This window comes from Syntrophus sp. (in: bacteria), assembly GCF_040768185.1.
GTDB lineage: Bacteria > Desulfobacterota > Syntrophia > Syntrophales > Syntrophaceae > Syntrophus > Syntrophus buswellii.
On the sequence record NZ_JAXGNC010000001.1, the window covers coordinates 375,051 to 392,249 of the forward strand.

Consider the following 17,199-nt stretch of genomic DNA (forward strand, 5'->3'; position numbering starts at 1 on the left):
AGATATGCCGTCCGTTATATTTTATTTCCAGTTGCACCAGCCTTTCCGTCTTCATCCGGATCGGGATAAATTCCTCTGGGATGATGAAAACAAAGAGATTTTCCTTACCACTTCTGAAAGATCGTATCTCCCGGCTCTGGGAATGCTTACAGACCTGGTCCGGCGACATCCGGGCTTCCGGATAACCTTGAGCATGTCCGGAACCTTTCTGGAGCAGGCGACTCTATACGAACCCAGGGTGATCAATGCCTTGAGATCCCTCCTTGATGTCGGAAGGGGCAGTCAGCAGGTTGAATTTCTCAATGAAACGTATTTCCACTCTCTGACCTCCCTCTTCTCTGATCCGCATAAAGAGGAGTTTCGCGAGCAGGTAACGGGACACCGGGAATGTATCCGCAAACTCTTCGGCATATTTCCCCTCTCGTTTCGAAACACGGAGCTGATCTACAACAACGCACTGGCGGATATTGTTGCCGACATGGGTTATCTTTCCATTCTCTGCGAACCGCGGTGGCATTCGGAAGATGCCTCGGAAGCAGATCCGATGCAGACCAATTCGGTGTACCGCGCAAGGGGAACGAACCTGATTGTGATACCCCGCAATCGCGTTCTGAGCAATCAACTGGCTTACGGTTTTTCACAGCGGTACTTGACGCCGGAGCAGTATGCAGGCTCAATCGCCTCGGTCGACGGAACCGTGGTTCTGCTGGGCTACGATCTGGAGCATATCGGCGGCTACATCCGTGAAGATGAAGGCATCTTCGACTTCTGGAGAGGCATGCCCGCCGCCCTGGAAAAATATCCCGACGTCCGCATTGAAACACCAACAAACGTCGCGGCGCGCTACAAATATGAGACCTGTCCCTCCCTGGACCTGCAGAATTCGTCCTCTTCCACCTGGATGGATATCGTCAGGGACACCTTCGGGTGGATGGAAAGCCCGACGCAGTATGTGCTTTTCAAGGATCTGGAAAATATGGAAGGGTCCGCGCGCAGGGCCGGAAGCGAGTTTCTGACGCGCTGGCGCAATCTGACGACCTCGGATCAGCTGTACTATCTGAACAACAGGATCGATGCCAGGCAGTCCCTTTGCCGTTACAACAATCCTTACGATTCGTCGCCGGTCCGCGCCACTCAAATTCTCACCAGGAAAATCGATTACCTGGAAGGGTTCATCCAACGGTTTGAAATCCTGAAAAAGCCCGCAAGAACGCCCATTATGCTGATTACCCCTGAAACGGGCAGGCTGCCCCATGATATGGGGACCCTTGCCAAGTACATCTCGGGCAAGAGCGGGGGGCAGGGAGAGGTCGTCGCAGCCCTGTGTGAAGGGCTTCTGGAGAGGGGCATCGATGTCCATCTGGCCACGTTGAATCTGAAGAAGCGCTTTCAGCTGGAATCTCAAATGACCGAAAGCCAGTGGCGGGAAGTCCGCTACAAGATCGAAGCGGAAAACATTCACCTGGTCAGTTCCTCCATCTTCGCCGACAATCTCAGCGCCTACTCCGGAGATCCCCTGCGGACCGCCGCCACATTTCAGCGCGAGATCGTCAACAACGTCATCAAAAACGTCCGTTCAATGCACGACGGAAGGCTGATTATCCACAGCCACGACTGGATGGCCGGCGGCGTTATTACCGCCTATGCCAAATCCACCAATGTCCCGGTTCTGCACACGGTTCACAATGTCTTTACGGAAAACCTGCCTCTCAGCCTTCTGGAAGGAGTCAATCTCCAGGGCATCGGCGAGGAGATCTATTACTCCGAGGCCTATGGGCAATCCTGTGTCGATTGTCAGGCCACGGCCATCAAAAATGCCACCCTGATTAATTTTGTGGGAGAGCGGTTTCTTCGTGAAGTGGTGAACGACTTTTTCCTCGACCGCCCGCTGGTTCCACCCAGCGTTCGAAGTGAAGTCAAGGCCAAGTATTACAGCGATGCGGCCCGGGCGATCATCAATGCGCCGGCTTCCGTCATGTACCCTGAAAACTGCCCATTTCTGGTCCGCACGTACGGGGTGGAAGATCCCATCATGGAGGCGAAAAGGGAAAACCTTGTGGAGTTCCAGAAAAGAACCGGATTGAACGTCGATCCGGATGCCATCCTCTTTTTCTGGCCCTCGCGACTGGATCCCGTCCAGAAGGGGGTTGAGCTTCTTGAAGCCATTGCCCATCGATTCATTTCAGCCTATCCCAGCGCCCAGATGGCCATCGTGGGGGATGGCATCGGGAGCGACCGCACCCATGTGGATATTCTGGGACAGATTGCCTACGCCTCCCAGGGACGGATCGCCTATCACCACTTCGATGAAGGGCTTTCCATGCTGGGCTTTGCTGCGGCAAGCGACGTCTTCGGCGCATCCCTTTACGAACCCTGCGGTCAGATCGACCAGGTGGGAAATCTGTTCGGAGCGACAGCCACCAACCGGGATACGGGCGGCTATCACGACAAGATTTCAGAATTGCGCCTTAAAATTGACGGAGCACCCCAGGATGTCGGCAACGGATTTCTCTTCCGCGACTACGATCCCGGCGGGTTGTGGTACGGGCTGGAAAAAAGCATGTTTTTCCACAGAAAGCCTTTGCACGTCAAAGAGGCCCAGATTCGGCGGATCATGAAGGAATCGCGGGAAAAGTACGACCTCCAGGGCATGATTGCCCAGTACATGCGGATCTATGAAAAGCTCAATGGGGGCAAGCCTCTCGTGTGATCGTCCGGGCACCGGTCAAGAAGGATGCCGAAACGGCGAAGAGAAGGTGAAGGCTGCGTAAGCACCGGCGGACCGCAAGGCGGCGAAACCGACGCGGGCGAAAGGCGAATCCGTGAGGTTTTAAAAAAGGACTCTCGAGGAAGAGCGTTTCAGGGCGACCAGCTCATTTCCAGTTCGATGTCACGGGGGGCTTCAATGTGAACAGACGTTTCCAGTGTCCGGCTTCCGCCCGGCGTCAACACAAGCTCACGGAGGCCGACGTTTGACTGCCCGTTGAAAAAGGCGGGCTCTCCATGGACAACCGACGTAATCCGTCGATCCCGTATTTGTGGGACAGGTTCCTCAACGACGACTCTGACCTCCTGGCTGCCTTTGTTTTGTATAAGCGTTCGCCAGTGCCAATCCAGATCCTGCTTCGCGGAAGGATTTTCCCCGGGGTCCCGTGGTTTCGACACCATCTTCACCTCTGAAAAAACAGAAGGATCGCTGCCGAAAAAGAGCGTTTTCCCCAGGCCGTAGAATTCGAAGTCCCGGATTCCCATCAGTTCGCCGTCCATTAGAAACAGAGCCGGACTTTGGGGAATCTCCATGGGTGACGCTGAGAGCACTTCCGCTCTGATGAGGGAGGATGGCTGAGAAAAAGGCCGGATGACGCGGCTGAATGTTGCAGGCCAATGCGCGCTGTCAACCCCAAGGATCTGTTTCTGTCCTTTCGGGAGGGAGTGTCGTCCCAGCGAGCGCACAGGAATCGCCATGGGTGTTCTGAGCGGCGCTGAAGGTCCGTTTCCTTCTTCCTTCCTGATGTTTTTACGCTTTCCAGCCTTTGAGGCGTCGAGTTTCCATTCCGGCGATTTTTCAGGGGTACCCGGGACCGGCACGGCGGTCTGACTGCCGAGGGACAGTTCCACATCGCTCCAATCCTGCGTGCTGTTCTGCCATACTTCGGCATCCCAGAAAAAATCGACCTGCCCTCGACTGGAAGTCCCTTCGAGGCGGTACCGAGGCGACCATCCGCAGTTCGGCAAGACATACGTGTACTTGAAGGATAAGATCCCCGGGCCGGGATTTGGGCCGGTGAGCATCAGGGTCAATTCCCTGTTTTCATCACCCTCTCCAGCGGCCTGCTTCATTTCGTCGGAAAGTTTCTTGATGCGCTGATCCAGGTTTTCGCATTCCCCTTCCAGGGTCATCTTTTCCAGCCAGGCCCTTTTTGTGTTGCGTGAAATGGCGGTCGACAAAATGGCGGCATCCCTCAGAGTCTTGGTCTTTGCCTTGGCCTGGGACGTCCAGAAGGAGATCTCCGCATCGAGCCCCTTGATCATTGCCGAATTCCGCATTCTCTCATCCTTGAGTTTCGCAAGCTGCTTCTGCATCGCGACGGCCTGTACACTCCCCGGCGGGTTGGCCGTGCGCCAGGAAAGGCCGGTGATTCTGAGACCGGGTTCTGATTCCGGCGAAATGGTCAAAGATTCCTGCGGCACCCGTCCGGGAAGGATCAGAACGGCCGTGGCCCTGCCCTTTTCGTCCAACCGGACCGGTACTCGGGAGCGTTCCGTTACCCGGGCAAAGCTGGGGAAAAGGGTTACCTCCACAGGCGTCGCGTGGACCATGCCAAGAGGAATCAGCAGCACGGCCAGTGTCATGACGGCGGCCCATGCGGCAGTCCTTCCACAGCGGATCATGTTTTCTCCCATGGTTTGCCCAACCTTTCATTTTGACGCCTGGGCGACATAAGCTGACGGATTTCCCACCCCTTGAGGAAGCGGTAATCGCCTTCGCCAAGATTTCCCAGCTGCAGGTCAGCAATGGCCGTCCGGATCAGCCTCAAAACCGGATGGCCCAGTTTTTCGAAGGCCCTGCGAATAACGCGGTTTCGTCCTTCACTGATGTTCAGGATCAGCCAGGAGCTCTTGGGGTTGATTTCATCGATCATTGCAGCATCGGGAACAAAGGTACCGTCTTCAAGATCCAGGCCATTCTGTAGCCGGCGGAATTCAGCGCCGGTCAGTCGGCCGGATATCTTGACCCTGTAGGTTTTGGAAACACGAAAGCGGGGATGTTGAATCTGCTGAGCAAAATGGCCGTCATTGGTCATCAGCAGAAGTCCCTCGGAATCATAATCCAGCCTCCCCACTGGGAAAAGACGGGCACCGAGCTCGGGAAGAAGGGAGATCACCGTGGGACGTTTCTGCGGATCGCTGAGCGTCGTGACGTATCCACGGGGTTTGTTCAGTGCGACATAGATCTTTGTTTCCTCCGCACAGATCAGCTTGCCGTCCACCCGGATCTCGTCGCGACCGATATCGGCCTTGAAGCCCAATTCCCGCACGGTTTCCGAATTAACGCTGACCCGCCCTTCCCGAATCATATCCTCGGCTTTCCGTCGGGAAGCAAGCCCCGAGCGGGCGATAATTTTCTGCAGCCTTTCTTCCATGACGGCACCCGTTTCATGCTTCAAATTTTTACGGCTTCACGTACTTCAGCCATCGTCGCCCGGGCGATTCCGGAGGCCCGAGCCGTTCCGTTCTCGATGATTTCCAAGACTTCCTTGATATGGCCGCGATAATATTCCTGTCGTTCATGAACGGTTTGAAGTCCCTCGGTGATCCGAGCCGCCAGGCGCTTTTTGCATTCAATACAGCCGATCCCGGCCCGCCGGCACTCAACATCGATTTCCCCGATGCTGGAATCGTCGGAATAAAGCTGATGAAAGCTGAAGACATTGCAGAGCTCGGGTCTTCCCGGATCGGACTTTCTTTGCCGCTGCGGATCCGTGAACATCGAGAGAATTTTTTTGTTCAGCTCGTTACCGGTATCGCTGATGTAAATGGAATTTCCGTAGGATTTGCTCATTTTCCGGCCGTCTATGCCCAGGAGTTTGGGAACGTCCGAAATCAGGGGTTCGGGAATTGGAAAGATTTCTCGGTAGAGAAAGTTGAATCGGCGGGCGATCTCCCGGGTGAGCTCCACGTGGGGCAGCTGATCAACCCCTACAGGGACGCCGTGGGCCTTGTAGATGATAATGTCCGCAGCCTGAAGGACGGGGTAACCCAGAAATCCAAACGTCGAAAGGTCCCGGTTCGACAATTCCTCCTTGATCTCCTTGTAGGTGGGATTCCGCTCCAGCCAGGGAAGGGGTGTGATCATGGAAAGCAGGAGGAAGAGTTCCGCATGTTCTATGATCCTGGATTGAACGAAGAGAGTGCTTTTCTCTGGATCGAGTCCGACGCTCAGCCAGTCGATGACCATATCGGTGACATTGTCCAGGATCTGCCCGGTGTCACTGTAATCGCTGGTCAGCGCGTGCCAGTCGGCCACGAAATAGAAACACTCGTAACGATCATCATTCTGAAGATTCACCCAGTTTTTCAGCGCACCGTGCAGGTTGCCAAGATGAAGCTTTCCCGTGGGCCTCATTCCACTCAATATTCGTTTTGTTGTCAAAGCGCTTCCCCTTCAGTTTTTCCGTCACTTATCAAAGATAAACCTTAAAGGCAAGAAGGCCCCGGAGATTCATTTCTCGAGGGCCTTCTCAACAGGTAAAAATGCTATAACACTATTTTACTTTATCTGATAATTCCTTTCCCGGCTTGAATTTGACAACCTTTTTGGCCGGAATCTTGATGGCTTTGCCTGTCTGGGGATTTCTGCCTTCCCGGGCTTTTCTCTTGACGACGGAGAAGGTTCCAAAGCCGACAAGCCCCAGTTTCCCGTTCTTCTTGAGTTCCCTGGCCACTACGCCAACATAGCTGGCCAGTGCTTTCGACGCTGACGCTTTTGTAATTCCCGCTTCTTCTGCAATTACTGAAATCAATTCCGCCTTCGTCATCTCTTCTCTCCCCCATTTCATTTTTTAATAAAACAGTTTGTTAAATCTGCAAGAAATTACCATAAAATATTTACATGTTCAACTATAATTCGGGGTTTGCCGCGATTTCAACGTCGGAAATTCGACTCAGCAAGGAATTCAGAAGTTGTGTTTCCTCAAAAGTCCGTGGCTGCCTCGTTACCGGGAAGTCCCTTTTTCTTTAAAAGGAAAAAAAGGTTCCCGTTTTCCTTAAGGCTTCCTGCAACTCGTTCTGCGTCGGAACCGGTCCCGCAGAACAGGTCGACTCTTCCCGTACCCTTGATGGCCCCACCGGCATCCTGATTGAGGACAAACCTTGAAAAGGGGACCCAGTGCATTTTAGAGCCGTTCTCCGTAAATACAGGCTTCCGCGACTGAATCAATGCCAGGCCCCCCCGGGGGAAATATTTCGGATCCGTGGCGATGGAACGCCCTGCAGTCAGGCTCACATTGTGAGATCCGACATTTCCTCCTTCGAGCAACCGGAAAAAGACATAGCTCGGATTCATGTGCATCAGTTCGGCGCGCTCTCCGGGATGCTCCTGGAGATATCTCTTGACCGCCTCGTGGGACATTTCGTTTTTAGCTATTTTTCCCTGTTCGAACAAGACCTTTGCCAGGCCTCGAAAGGGGTGGCCGTTCGACCGGGCATAACCGACACGGATCGACTGCCCGTCCGGGAGCTCCATGATGCCCGATCCCTGGATATGGAGGAAAAACAGCTCAACGGAATCTTCCGCCCAGGCAATTTCCAGGTCCCGGCCCGAAAGGATGCCTTTACCGTCAATCTCTTCCCGCGTGTAATGAGGGATCACCTCTCCGCCGTAAAGGCGGCCCGTCAGCGTTTCGCCCATGTACCGGCTTTTAAATCTCCCCAGGTTGATCACCACCGTTTCTTCCGGAGGTCTGTAAATGGGGAAAGAAAAGGCCTCAGACCGTTCGAGGGAGCCCTTGATGATCGGTTCAAAATATCCGGTAAACAGAACCGTTCCCTTCTTGTCACGGCCGGCTGCCTGATAGAAATCAAAGCTGGCGGCGATCTTCTCTTTCAGCTCATCTTCGGAAGAGGAGTCCTGAAGAATTTTCTGGAACAACAAGAGGGTCTCTTTCAACTCATCGGCCGTGCAGGCGACGGGACCCATCGGGTGGCGGCTGTCCCGCGGAATGCGGCTGTAGAACAGAAGGCTCTGTTCAACCGCCGCCAGCAGGGAATCTCTCGATAGGTCATCCGTAAGCAGGGGGATATCTTCCGGTGCCAGGAGCGTCATGGACGAGGGATCGGGCTGAAGGATCTCAGGAAACGAGGGCTTCATCTCCCGGGCCGGGGGCGTCGGCGCTGCCGGTTTCGGCTTCTGCACGGGTTCCGGCTGCGGGGCCGGAATGGCGGGCTTGATTGCAGTCGGCGGTTTGGGCTCCTCGTCCCGTGGCTTTTGATGAGAGGCACAGCCTCCCAGGACGGACAGACAGAGGAAAAGTCCCAGGAGAAGAATGCCGTATCGTTGTTTGTTCATGTCCCCCTCGATATTCGACGTGGTTCGGAAATTACAGGTCGAGGACCATGGCGACTTCGTCGCAATAGTCCGGGTATTTGGAACAGCGGAAGCAATCCGTCCATATTTTTTCTGAAAGGGTTGAACGGTCAACGATCTTGAATCCCATCCTCGAAAAGAACTCCACCTGGAAGGTCAAGGTAAAGACGCGATACAGATCCAAGGTAATGGCTTCAGAAATGCAGGCCTCTACGAGGCGACGGCCGATCCCCTCTTTACGCCTCGACTCTTCGACAAAGAGGGAACGGATTTCCGCGAGATTTTCCCAGATGATGCTCATGGCACATATCCCGACCAGCGAATTGTGCTCTTCATCGATATAGACGAAAAAGTCCCGCAGGTTGCCGTAAATATCCATGAGGGAACGGGGCAGGATCTCCCCCTTTCCGGAAGAGATGTTGATCATCCGGTGAATCGTCTTGACATCGCCGATTCGAGCTTTCCGTAACATTTCCTACCTCCCCGACACACGTTCAAGCATTTCCCGGGCATGCCGTATCGTTGTTTCCGTCAGTTCCCGTCCCCCCAGCATCCGTGCGATTTCCTCAGACCGCTTCTCCTCGGAAAGCACTTCGATCCGCGTTATCGCCCTGGAATCCTCCTCGGTCTTGACCACACGGTAATGCCGGTCACCATAGCAGGCGATCTGGGGGAGATGGGTAATGCAGAGCACCTGGTGATTCCGGGCGACATCCCGCAGTTTGCTCCCTACAAGGTCCGCTGTTTCCCCGCCAATGCCGCTGTCCACTTCATCAAAGACAATGACGCCGACGGAGCCCACCTGAGCAAGAACCTTCTTCATGGCCAGCACGATCCGCGAAAGCTCCCCTCCGGAAGCGATTCTGCTCAGAGGCTTCGGTTCTTCGCCGATATTGGCGGTAAGGTAGAATTCGACCCGATCGATTCCCCGTTCGTCAAAGGAAGAACGGAAATCCCCACCCGCCTCATGGAAGACAACTTCAAAGACCGCGCCCTCCATGTGCAGGCTCTGCAGCTCCTCGACGACGGCGTTCGAGAGAACCTCCGCCGTGCTCCGTCGCGCCGAAGAAAGCTCCCGTGCCTTCTCATCCATTCGGAGCTCCAATTCCCGAAGGGTCGCATTCTCCTTCTCCAGGTCCTCTTCCAGGGAGAACAGATCCGCCAGGCTTTTCTCCAACTCGTCCTGCCTTGTCAGCACGCCTTCGAGGCTGCCACCGTACTTTCTCTTCAGGCGGCTCAATACCTCAAGCCTCTCTTCGATCCCTGCGAGCGACTTCGGATCGGGCGACAGGCCCTGGGCGTAGTTCCGCAGGGCAGAGGCCGCTTCCTCCAGGGAATAATAAACCGCCTCCAGATCCGGTTCAGAAATCTTCAGAGAGGGGTCGATCCTTTGGATTTCCCGGACACAGGCCATCACGTCCTTCAGGGTTGACAGGACGGAGTCTTCCCGGTCATAGAGCAGCCCATAGGCATGGCCCGAGATGCTCAAAAGTTTCTGAACGGAAAGGAGCGCCTGCCTCTGGGCAGACAGCCGATCGTCCTCCCCGGAGGCTATCCCGGCCTGACGGATTTCTGCAAGCTGATACCGTGCGAGTTCCTCCTGTTCCGATCGCCTTTTTTTCGCTTCGGTCCGTTTCGAAATCCTCAGCTGAAGATCCTTACAGCTTCTGAACATCCTGCCGTATTCATGACGGAGGGGATCGAGTCCGCCAAAGGCGTCAAGCAGATCCAGGTGGCAATCGGAATTCAGCAGGATGGAGTGTTCTCGCTGACTGCAGATGTTCATCAGCGATTCACCAATTCTGTTCAGGAGATTCAGTGTCGACAACGTGCCATTGAGATAAACCCTGTTTTTCCCGGTGTGCGAAATCACTCTTCGGATGACGAGTTCGCTGTCCACGTCAAGACCGGCCGCCACAAGCATTTCCTGGACGGAGCTTCCCTGTTCCAGCTCAAAGAGGGCCTCAACCTCTGCTGTATCGGCCCCTGAACGAATGCTCAGCGTCGAGGCCCTGTCACCCAGAAGAAGTCCAATGGCCCCGACAACAATGGACTTTCCGGCGCCGGTTTCCCCGGTCAGAATGTTGAGGCCGTCGCCAAAGGAAATTTGCAGGGCATCAATGAGGGCAAAATTGCGGATGTTCAGTTGCACCAGCATCCTGTCTGCTTACCGGCTTATGGAGGGCAGCCGGCCCCATCCCAGCTTGGACCTGAGAATCTCCAGGTAATTCCTGTTCGCGGAGGAAACCAGGGTGGTAACGTAACGGGATTTGCGGACGATCAACGTATCCCCTGATTTCAGGGTAACGGACTCCTGCCCGTCCAGATCTACGCTCACCCCTTCCTCTTCCGACCAGACTTTTACGCTGATGGTGATGCTGCTGGGGAGGATGATCGGCCGGTTGGTCAGGGTGTGGGGACAGATGGGATTGACAATGATGACGTTCTGTGAAGGAAAGACGATGGGACCGCCGGCGGAGAGGGAATAGGCCGTCGAACCCGTCGGAGTACTGACAATGAGGCCGTCTGCCCGGAAAGTCGTCAGATAGGAACCGTCTATCGCGGTCTCCATATCGATGATCCGGGTGAGGTTTCCCCTGGTGATGACCACATCGTTGAGCACGGTATATTCACAGGAGGTCTTTCCGTCCCGCACCACCTCCATGTCGAGCATCATCCGGTCTTCCGTAGCGTATTCCCCCCGGAGAATGCGCTCCAGCGAAGGGTACATCTCATTGAGGTTGATCTCCGTGAGATAGCCGAAGGTTCCCAGGTTGATGCCCACGATGGGGATCGTGAACTGCCGGACGGACCGGGCTGCCCGCAGCATCGCGCCATCTCCCCCCAGAACAACCAGCAGGTCCACCAGGGCGGCAAGCTTCTGCCGCTCCAGTCCGCAGGTCTCTCCCAGGGCCGCTGCGATTTCAGAATCGAGAAATACCTCGATTCCCTGCTCCTGCAGCCACTTCTTCAGGCCGGACGAACATCCCAGAGCCGTTTCTTTTCGAATATTGGCGATGATCCCGACTTTATTAATCCGCTTGCCGCCCGGCATTTCTCCGCCTCACTTTGATGGCCTTCCCATTTCCAGCTCCACGCTGCGTCTCGGGTTCCTGACCTTTCAACGTCCGGATGTCAAGGGCAGACGGTCGGCAACAAGTCCGCCGGTGCGGTGGGCGCATGGATATGGGGCTGCAAAAAACGATATTTGCCTAACACAAATTGCCGGGAGTGTCCACGACATAATTATACAGGCTATTCTCCTTGACAAGGCTCCTTCCGATACGATAGGTTCCCCTATTCTCTTTTGCGGCATCTTCTTTTCCGAAACCAGGATGGTTTCAACAGGGCGGAACACAGGAAAAGCGGCCTCGGGGGGCTGTTCGACCGGTGGCCTTTGAATCCACATAAATAGAACTTCTGAGAGGATGAGATGACTGCCGCCATGGTGGCTTATGGGACTGCTCAAAGGAACCGTTTCCTTTTCTCTTTACCGTCTGGAAGGATCGTTGCCGGCATCGGCGGACGAATTTATTCATCAGCAGCTGAAGGCCTTCGCCTTCCGCTCCAGCGCCCCGGCCTCGGAAGAGAAGGCCATTGGCTGGACCAGTCTTGAAAATGTCCTCGATACGGACTTCGAAGGCGCAAAATATATCTGGGGAGATTACCTGATGCTGACGCTTCGCATCGACAGGAAAACCGTCCCCCCTTCCCTCCAAAGAATCCGTCTTCTGGAAGCGGAGCAGGATTTCCTTTCTGAAACGGGGCAGAAGAGAATTTACCGTGAGCAGCGGGAAGACCTCCGGGAGAGGGTTCATCTCGAACTTTTCAGCAAGGCCCAGCCGGTTCCCGCCTTTTATGAATTCTGCTGGTCCGTGTCACAGAAATCGCTGATTCTGTGCAGCCTTTCGGAGAAGGTGATCGACGATTTCCAGGATTTTTTCAAACAGACCTTCTCCCTGTCTGTCTATCCCTACACACCCTGGGATCCGCTCTGGCTCGATGAAGAGTCGGCAAATCGGCTTTCCCTGGCGGAACGGGCCGCCCTCGCTGATGCCCCTGAAACGGCGGGCCTGCAGGCCGTCGACCGGACCTCCATGGGTCGTGAATTCCTTACCTGGCTCTGGTTTAAAAGTGAGGAAAGAAACGGATCGGTCTACGTTCCGGGAACGGGCGATGTGGAACTGATCCTCGTTCGCCGGCTGGTCCTGGAGTCGGGCGACGGGGAATATGCCGAAACGGTGGTCTGTCAGGGGATGCATGCGGATCTCACGGAGGGCAGAGAGGCCCTGCGGCAGGGGAAGAAAATCAAGGAAGCCAGGATCAAGCTCGAAAAGGACGGGGATGCCTGGGAATTCACTCTGAAGGCGGACCGCTTCCACTTTCAGTCCCTGAAACTTCCCGTTATGACCGACCGGATGGAGGACTCGGAAGACAGGGACGGTGCGGTTCTGGAACGCATCTATCTGGTGGAAGGGGCAACGAAAATCATGGTTTCCCTGTTCAGGGTATTTCTGGAAATCCGCCTTTCTCCCCGCTGGCTCTCTTTGGAGTCTCCCCGGATTGCAAACTGGCTGGAGCAGTAGATCGGCGTTGCGGTCGATGGTTGTTTGACCCTGATCCTCGTCAGGCGGCAGGGCGCCTGGAAGGTGGACGTAAGGCATCCGCTGAAAGACGAGCTACCCGCCAGGCAGGAGAGAGGACACTTCGCGAATGCCCTAACGGCAACTACGCCTCATCCCACTCGCGTATGACCTTCAGCTTGGCTTTTTTCTCTTCCTGCTTGTGAATTGGGCGAAAGGAATATTCAATCCTGCCGCGTGACGCTTCATTGTATTCCAGGGAAAGGTCCAGTTCCGCACCGGCCCAGTAATAGGTTTCCGTTTCATCCCGGCTTACCGATACGCCCTCGCCATAACTTTCGAAAAAGATTTCTTTCAGCTTGGCGAAATTTTCATGGGACTCGATCTGGACATGGACTCGGTACAGGCGATGCCGAAAAAAATAATATATGATATCGTCTACCTCCACGTGAGCCATCTTCAGGCGGTCATTGTCCAGGCGGTAGGCGCTGACGTCCCCGTCATCGCTGATTTTCGTAAAGTTCCGGCCGGTCAGGCTTTCCAGTCGCTGCCCCCAGAGGATTCCCCGAAAGCCCATTGGCTCGTTTGGAAAGGCATCCATTCTCTTCCCCCTTTTTTCCTTTTTGTTCATCCACCGGCTGTTCGGTAGCAGCGCGGAAGCCCCTCTATCCCTACATCTTCCAGAGAGACCGTTACTTCAGGAACCCCTGGATGATACGGTTCACGGCGTCGTCATAGCTCAGCCCAAGGCTCATGAGCTTCATGAGCTGTTCGTTGGCGATCTTGCCGATGGAGGCTTCGTGGGTCAGCTCGGCGTCCGGATGCATGGCCTTCAGAGCGGGGATGGTTTCATTGGTGCCGTTGTCCATGATTATGGCGTCGCATTCGATGTGTCCGAAGCACTTCGCCAGGGCTTCAATGGTTGCGTAGAAATTCTGCTTTGAATCGCCTTTGATAACGGAGCGGGAGATCATATTCGCCCTGCTGTCGGTTCCTGCCAGTTTGATGTCGTTTCTCGAAATGGCCGTCTGGCCCTTCTCCGTCAGGACCCTTTCCATGATCATCAACATGCTGGAGGCCTCAAGAGTGGCCTCATTGAGGCGGTCGGCCTCATCTACGCCTCCGATCTGGGTAAGTTCCATTTCCACCTGGGCGCCTTCCTCGAGAAATACTTTTGTCGTGGGGTTGAGGGAACGCTTTCCAGATCCCTTTCCCGCCGCGTAATGCTTCTCGACATACTTCACCCTGGCCCCACGACCTACCCGGAATTCATGAATGCCCGCATGCCCCTCGGGGCTTTCCGTCCCGCAGTGGATTCCGCAGCCGGCCACGATGGTGACGTCCGCATTTTCCCCGATGAGGAAAGAGTTGTATACCACATCATAGAGCCCGGCCTGGCTCAGGATCACCGGAATATGCACGGATTCGTTGACGGTTCCCGGGGCGATCGCGACGACGATCCCTGTGCCGTCGGCGTTGCTGTCGATCGATATGTTGGCGCTGTTAGCCCGCGTCAGCAGTTTCCCGTTTTTACGGATATTATAGGCGCCCTTCGGGATATCCTCCAGATCGGCGACGGCTTTTAAAAGTTCCTTATCTAAAGCATCTAGCATTCTGGTCGTCTCCTTCGCAGCAGCTTTTGAAATTACAGATACTCATGTCGTTCAGCAGGTTCATCGCTTCACCCAGAACCCCTTTAAAAACAATCCGGCCTCCGTTGATGATGAGGATCTCGTCGGCAGCTTCCAGAAAGACCTTGTTGTGGCTGACGACAATGGTTGTCGTCCCGTAGTTCTTCTGTTCCCGCTTCAGAAGATCCACCATTGGCCCGATCGTCCACAGATCAATCCCCGTATCCGGTTCATCGTAGATGGCCAGTTTCGGATTGCGCGCAATGGTGGTGGCAAGTTCGATCTTCTTGATCTCTCCTCCGGAAAGTTTTGCGTCCACAATCTTGTCGAGAAAGTCCAGGGGACAGATCCCTACCCGCATGAGCAGTGAAACGAGCTGTTCTTCCTCCTCGATGCCCGTTGCCAGGTTCAGGAGCTCCCGAAAGGTGATTCCCTTGAAGCGGGCCGGATGCTGAAAGCTGTATGCGATCCCGGCCTTGGCCCGGTCCGTAATGGAAAGATTGGTGATATCCTGGCCATCAAAGAGAATGGATCCCGAAGAGGCTGGATTGATTCCCATGATCAGTTTGGCGAGAGTGGTCTTTCCGCTCCCGTTCGGGCCGGTAATGGCGTAGAACTTTCCCTTCTCGAACGTGAAATTGATCCCCCTGATGATCTCCCGTTTTTCCCCCCCTTCGGGTCCGTCATCCCCATCCACCGCAAAGTGCAAATTCCGGAGTTCCAGCATGGCAGGCAACCTTTCGTTATCCTGAAAAGATATTTAAAATGCGAGGTTCATGACACAGTTGGTTCTATCTTATTGAAAAATTCCTCAAAGTCAACAGACAAAACCGTTATGCCCTGCAGGGCCCTCATGCAGCTCTTTCTTACAGGACTCCGGAAAGGCGGTTGAGGAAACAAGGCGCCTTCGGAGAAAACGAGGCCCTCAGAAGCCTGGACGGTCCGAACACAAAACGCGTCCTAAAGATAGGTGCGCCCGCCCATATACCGGCTTTCGTAGAATCGGCTGGAAAGGGTGTCGACTCTGATGGTTTTTCCCCGTCCGGGAGCGTGGATGAACTTTCCCTTCCCGATGTAGATCCCCACGTGAGAGATGGGATGCTTTTTCCCGTTGGCGAAAAAAACGAGATCGCCCTTCTGCAGGGAGTTCCTGTTCGCCGGCTCCCCGACGGCATATTGTTCCCGCGACGTGCGGGGAAGATCGAGTCCGTTGAGCTGATAAACCGCCATGACCAGCCCGCTGCAATCGAAACCTTCTTCGGGGGTCGTGCCTCCCCAGAGATAGGGAACCCCGATGAACTCTCCCGCCGTTTTGATCAGCTGTTCACGAAGATAGTCGTCTCCCAGAGAGGTGCGCCTGGCAACGGCATATTCCTCGGGGCTGACGATGTAGAATTCCTCGATGACACCGGCCGTCCTGAGCGTTTCCGCTTTCTGCAGGGCGGCACGCTTGGTGGCGAAGTTTCCGAAGCGCACCTTGTAAAGACCGGCGGAGGATACGAAGTAGTAGGCGTCCAGGCCTTGAAGGCGGAGGCTGTCCGTCATCCTGGCGGCGTTTGCCACATTGGAAAAGGCTCCGGCCTGAATGGTGAAGCCCAGATAGGCCGCCTTTTTCTTTGCCGCAGGCCATGGCCGCACCTCCGGCCGGGAAGGAGCCGCTGAGCGTCCTCCGCAGGAGGCAAGAAAGGAAATGCAGAAAAGAAGGATGAAAAAGACCCCAAGAGCCCTTCTTCGGCGCATTTCAACTTCCAAAACAGACTTCCTGTTCGCCTTTTCCTTCATCGCCTACTTTTTTTAAAATGATCTTTGTCTGGGTCAAAAGCTAACAGATTGTCAAATCATGCTCAAGTTAATTGTCAACGGTTCTCATACCCCCAGAGCCCCCGTAAATGAACCGCCGACACGATACAGCCGTTTCATGGTTTGTCTTGATTCAGGTGAATGTCCCGATTCGGCCAGCTTTTTCTCTTACGCCTGACGTGCCCGAATTTTCTGACGGCAGAAATTGATTCTCTTCAATTCATGTCTATTTTTAAGTTATTCCGTCTGATCTGCCTGTTCGCTGTTGACCTGCGGACGCCCCCTTCTCTTTATAAGATTACCCTCAGTCCTAAGGCTTAACCCTTAGGAGCAGCTCAGTGTATTTTAATAATGTAATTAAGATCTTTCCTGATTGTTGGTTTTTTTGCGATCCGTATAATCGGACCAAAAGTTGACAGAGGCAACAAATAGCACGGCAGAGGGACTGCAGAACACTGAACGTCAAAACGATTAACCGAAAGGATGGGACCCATGGACTTAGAAACCATAGCAAAGCTTCTTAACATTCCCAATTACAAGGTGGCCAGGATTATTCAGATCAATTCACGATCCATCCACATGCAGGTTGAGCCGATCGATCCGGGAACGCCGGTCTGCTCCGGTTGTGGATCCACCCACAGCGCAGCGGTTCACAGCATGGGAAGCATGACTGTTCAGGATCTGCCCCTTTGCGGCAGGCGTGTTTTCCTTCAGGTGCCAAAGAGAAAAATCATGTGCGACCGCGATAAGAAAATCCGGGTGGAAAGCCTGGAGTGGATCAGCGGCCGTTTCACGAAGCGCTTTGCCGAAGAGATCCTCCGCCTCACGACGGTGACAAGCTACCGGGGAGCAGGCTGGTACCTGGAAGTGGATGACGAGACGATTCACCGCATGGATCGGAGGAAGAAAACGGGAGCGTCGGCCTCTTCATCCCGCAGGGCCAGAAGCCCGGAGACCGGCGGATACAAGGCCGGCTCCTATTCCCAGGCGTCCCTCAAGGAACAGATGCTTTAGCGGAAGGAACAACGAATGGCGCGCGCTCCAGTCAGGCCCGCTGAAACAAGGCGAACTGGAGCTTTTAAGGACGGGGGGGCGATAA

Annotated in this window: 15 protein-coding genes; 3 read left to right on the plus strand and 12 right to left on the minus strand. The window is 54.7% G+C overall.

Features of this window, described 5'->3' with window-relative positions:
* Positions 1-4 precede the first annotated feature (4 nt).
* Positions 5-2,710, plus strand: a complete 2,706-nt coding sequence (locus AB3175_RS01805; protein ID WP_367359224.1) for a glycogen/starch synthase — start codon at positions 5-7, stop codon at positions 2,708-2,710.
* Between the two features lie 149 nt (positions 2,711-2,859).
* Here the strand turns inward: AB3175_RS01805 and AB3175_RS01810 are convergent, their stop codons facing one another.
* The 8 genes from AB3175_RS01810 to AB3175_RS01845 all read right to left on the minus strand — a co-directional run bounded on the left by AB3175_RS01810 (position 2,860) and on the right by AB3175_RS01845 (position 11,141).
* Positions 2,860-4,392: a DUF4139 domain-containing protein gene (locus tag AB3175_RS01810; protein WP_367359225.1), complete on the minus strand. Its 1,533-nt coding sequence runs from the start codon at positions 4,390-4,392 to the stop codon at positions 2,860-2,862.
* Positions 4,389-5,144, minus strand: coding sequence for a pseudouridine synthase (locus tag AB3175_RS01815; protein WP_367359226.1), 756 nt, complete (start codon positions 5,142-5,144; stop codon positions 4,389-4,391). The genes AB3175_RS01810 and AB3175_RS01815 overlap by 4 nt, the downstream gene beginning before the upstream one ends.
* Positions 5,145-5,164: 20 nt before the next feature.
* The gene (gene trpS, locus AB3175_RS01820) at positions 5,165-6,154 is read right to left on the minus strand and encodes a tryptophan--tRNA ligase (protein WP_367359227.1); all 990 of its coding nucleotides are present in this window, start codon (positions 6,152-6,154) and stop codon (positions 5,165-5,167) included.
* Positions 6,155-6,266: 112 nt separating this feature from the next.
* Positions 6,267-6,539 (minus strand): HU family DNA-binding protein, encoded by a 273-nt coding sequence (locus AB3175_RS01825; protein ID WP_093883399.1) that lies wholly within the window; start codon positions 6,537-6,539, stop codon positions 6,267-6,269.
* A gap of 155 nt (positions 6,540-6,694) precedes the next feature.
* The gene (locus AB3175_RS01830) at positions 6,695-8,068 is read right to left on the minus strand and encodes a murein transglycosylase A (RefSeq protein ID WP_367359228.1); all 1,374 of its coding nucleotides are present in this window, start codon (positions 8,066-8,068) and stop codon (positions 6,695-6,697) included.
* A gap of 31 nt (positions 8,069-8,099) precedes the next feature.
* A complete protein-coding gene (locus tag AB3175_RS01835) occupies positions 8,100-8,558 on the minus strand; it encodes an N-acetyltransferase (protein WP_367359229.1) in 459 nt (152 codons plus the stop codon).
* A gap of 3 nt (positions 8,559-8,561) precedes the next feature.
* The gene (gene recN, locus AB3175_RS01840; RefSeq protein WP_367359230.1) at positions 8,562-10,244 is read right to left on the minus strand and encodes a DNA repair protein RecN; all 1,683 of its coding nucleotides are present in this window, start codon (positions 10,242-10,244) and stop codon (positions 8,562-8,564) included.
* A 9-nt stretch (positions 10,245-10,253) separates the two neighbouring features.
* Positions 10,254-11,141 (minus strand): NAD(+)/NADH kinase, encoded by an 888-nt coding sequence (locus tag AB3175_RS01845; protein ID WP_367359231.1) that lies wholly within the window; start codon positions 11,139-11,141, stop codon positions 10,254-10,256.
* A gap of 400 nt (positions 11,142-11,541) precedes the next feature.
* Here AB3175_RS01845 and rdgC point away from each other — a divergent pair, with 400 nt between their 5' ends.
* Positions 11,542-12,672, plus strand: a complete 1,131-nt coding sequence (rdgC, locus tag AB3175_RS01850; protein WP_367359232.1) for a recombination-associated protein RdgC — start codon at positions 11,542-11,544, stop codon at positions 12,670-12,672.
* 142 nt (positions 12,673-12,814) lie between these two features.
* Here rdgC and AB3175_RS01855 read toward each other — a convergent pair whose 3' ends face one another.
* The 4 genes from AB3175_RS01855 to AB3175_RS01870 form a co-directional block, all read right to left on the minus strand.
* Positions 12,815-13,270, minus strand: a complete 456-nt coding sequence (locus tag AB3175_RS01855; protein WP_367359233.1) for a hypothetical protein — start codon at positions 13,268-13,270, stop codon at positions 12,815-12,817.
* Between the two features lie 91 nt (positions 13,271-13,361).
* Entirely contained in the window at positions 13,362-14,282 is a 921-nt protein-coding gene (locus AB3175_RS01860; RefSeq protein ID WP_367359234.1) for a SufD family Fe-S cluster assembly protein, read from the minus strand.
* On the minus strand, positions 14,263-15,027 hold the full coding sequence (locus AB3175_RS01865; protein ID WP_367359235.1) for an ABC transporter ATP-binding protein: 765 nt from the start codon (positions 15,025-15,027) through the stop codon (positions 14,263-14,265). Before AB3175_RS01865 ends, AB3175_RS01860 begins: the two co-directional genes overlap by 20 nt.
* Positions 15,028-15,260: 233 nt before the next feature.
* The gene (locus AB3175_RS01870; RefSeq protein ID WP_367359236.1) at positions 15,261-16,040 is read right to left on the minus strand and encodes a C40 family peptidase; all 780 of its coding nucleotides are present in this window, start codon (positions 16,038-16,040) and stop codon (positions 15,261-15,263) included.
* 552 nt (positions 16,041-16,592) lie between these two features.
* Here AB3175_RS01870 and AB3175_RS01875 point away from each other — a divergent pair.
* Positions 16,593-17,114 (plus strand): transposase family protein, encoded by a 522-nt coding sequence (locus AB3175_RS01875; RefSeq protein ID WP_367359237.1) that lies wholly within the window; start codon positions 16,593-16,595, stop codon positions 17,112-17,114.
* Positions 17,115-17,199 lie beyond the last annotated feature (85 nt).

Excerpts from the sequence above, each read along its gene's own strand:
- AB3175_RS01805 (WP_367359224.1), top strand. The coding sequence starts at position 5 with ATGCCGTCCGTTATATTTTATTTCCAGTTGCACCAGCCTTTCCGTCTT.
- AB3175_RS01810 (WP_367359225.1), bottom strand. The coding sequence starts at position 4,392 with ATGATCCGCTGTGGAAGGACTGCCGCATGGGCCGCCGTCATGACACTG.
- AB3175_RS01815 (WP_367359226.1), bottom strand. The coding sequence starts at position 5,144 with ATGGAAGAAAGGCTGCAGAAAATTATCGCCCGCTCGGGGCTTGCTTCC.
- AB3175_RS01825 (WP_093883399.1), bottom strand. The coding sequence starts at position 6,539 with ATGACGAAGGCGGAATTGATTTCAGTAATTGCAGAAGAAGCGGGAATT.
- AB3175_RS01830 (WP_367359228.1), bottom strand. The coding sequence starts at position 8,068 with ATGAACAAACAACGATACGGCATTCTTCTCCTGGGACTTTTCCTCTGT.
- AB3175_RS01835 (WP_367359229.1), bottom strand. The coding sequence starts at position 8,558 with ATGTTACGGAAAGCTCGAATCGGCGATGTCAAGACGATTCACCGGATG.
- recN (WP_367359230.1), bottom strand. The coding sequence starts at position 10,244 with ATGCTGGTGCAACTGAACATCCGCAATTTTGCCCTCATTGATGCCCTG.
- AB3175_RS01845 (WP_367359231.1), bottom strand. The coding sequence starts at position 11,141 with ATGCCGGGCGGCAAGCGGATTAATAAAGTCGGGATCATCGCCAATATT.
- rdgC (WP_367359232.1), top strand. The coding sequence starts at position 11,542 with ATGGGACTGCTCAAAGGAACCGTTTCCTTTTCTCTTTACCGTCTGGAA.
- AB3175_RS01855 (WP_367359233.1), bottom strand. The coding sequence starts at position 13,270 with ATGGATGCCTTTCCAAACGAGCCAATGGGCTTTCGGGGAATCCTCTGG.
- AB3175_RS01860 (WP_367359234.1), bottom strand. The coding sequence starts at position 14,282 with ATGCTAGATGCTTTAGATAAGGAACTTTTAAAAGCCGTCGCCGATCTG.
- AB3175_RS01865 (WP_367359235.1), bottom strand. The coding sequence starts at position 15,027 with ATGCTGGAACTCCGGAATTTGCACTTTGCGGTGGATGGGGATGACGGA.
- AB3175_RS01870 (WP_367359236.1), bottom strand. The coding sequence starts at position 16,040 with ATGCGCCGAAGAAGGGCTCTTGGGGTCTTTTTCATCCTTCTTTTCTGC.
- AB3175_RS01875 (WP_367359237.1), top strand. The coding sequence starts at position 16,593 with ATGGACTTAGAAACCATAGCAAAGCTTCTTAACATTCCCAATTACAAG.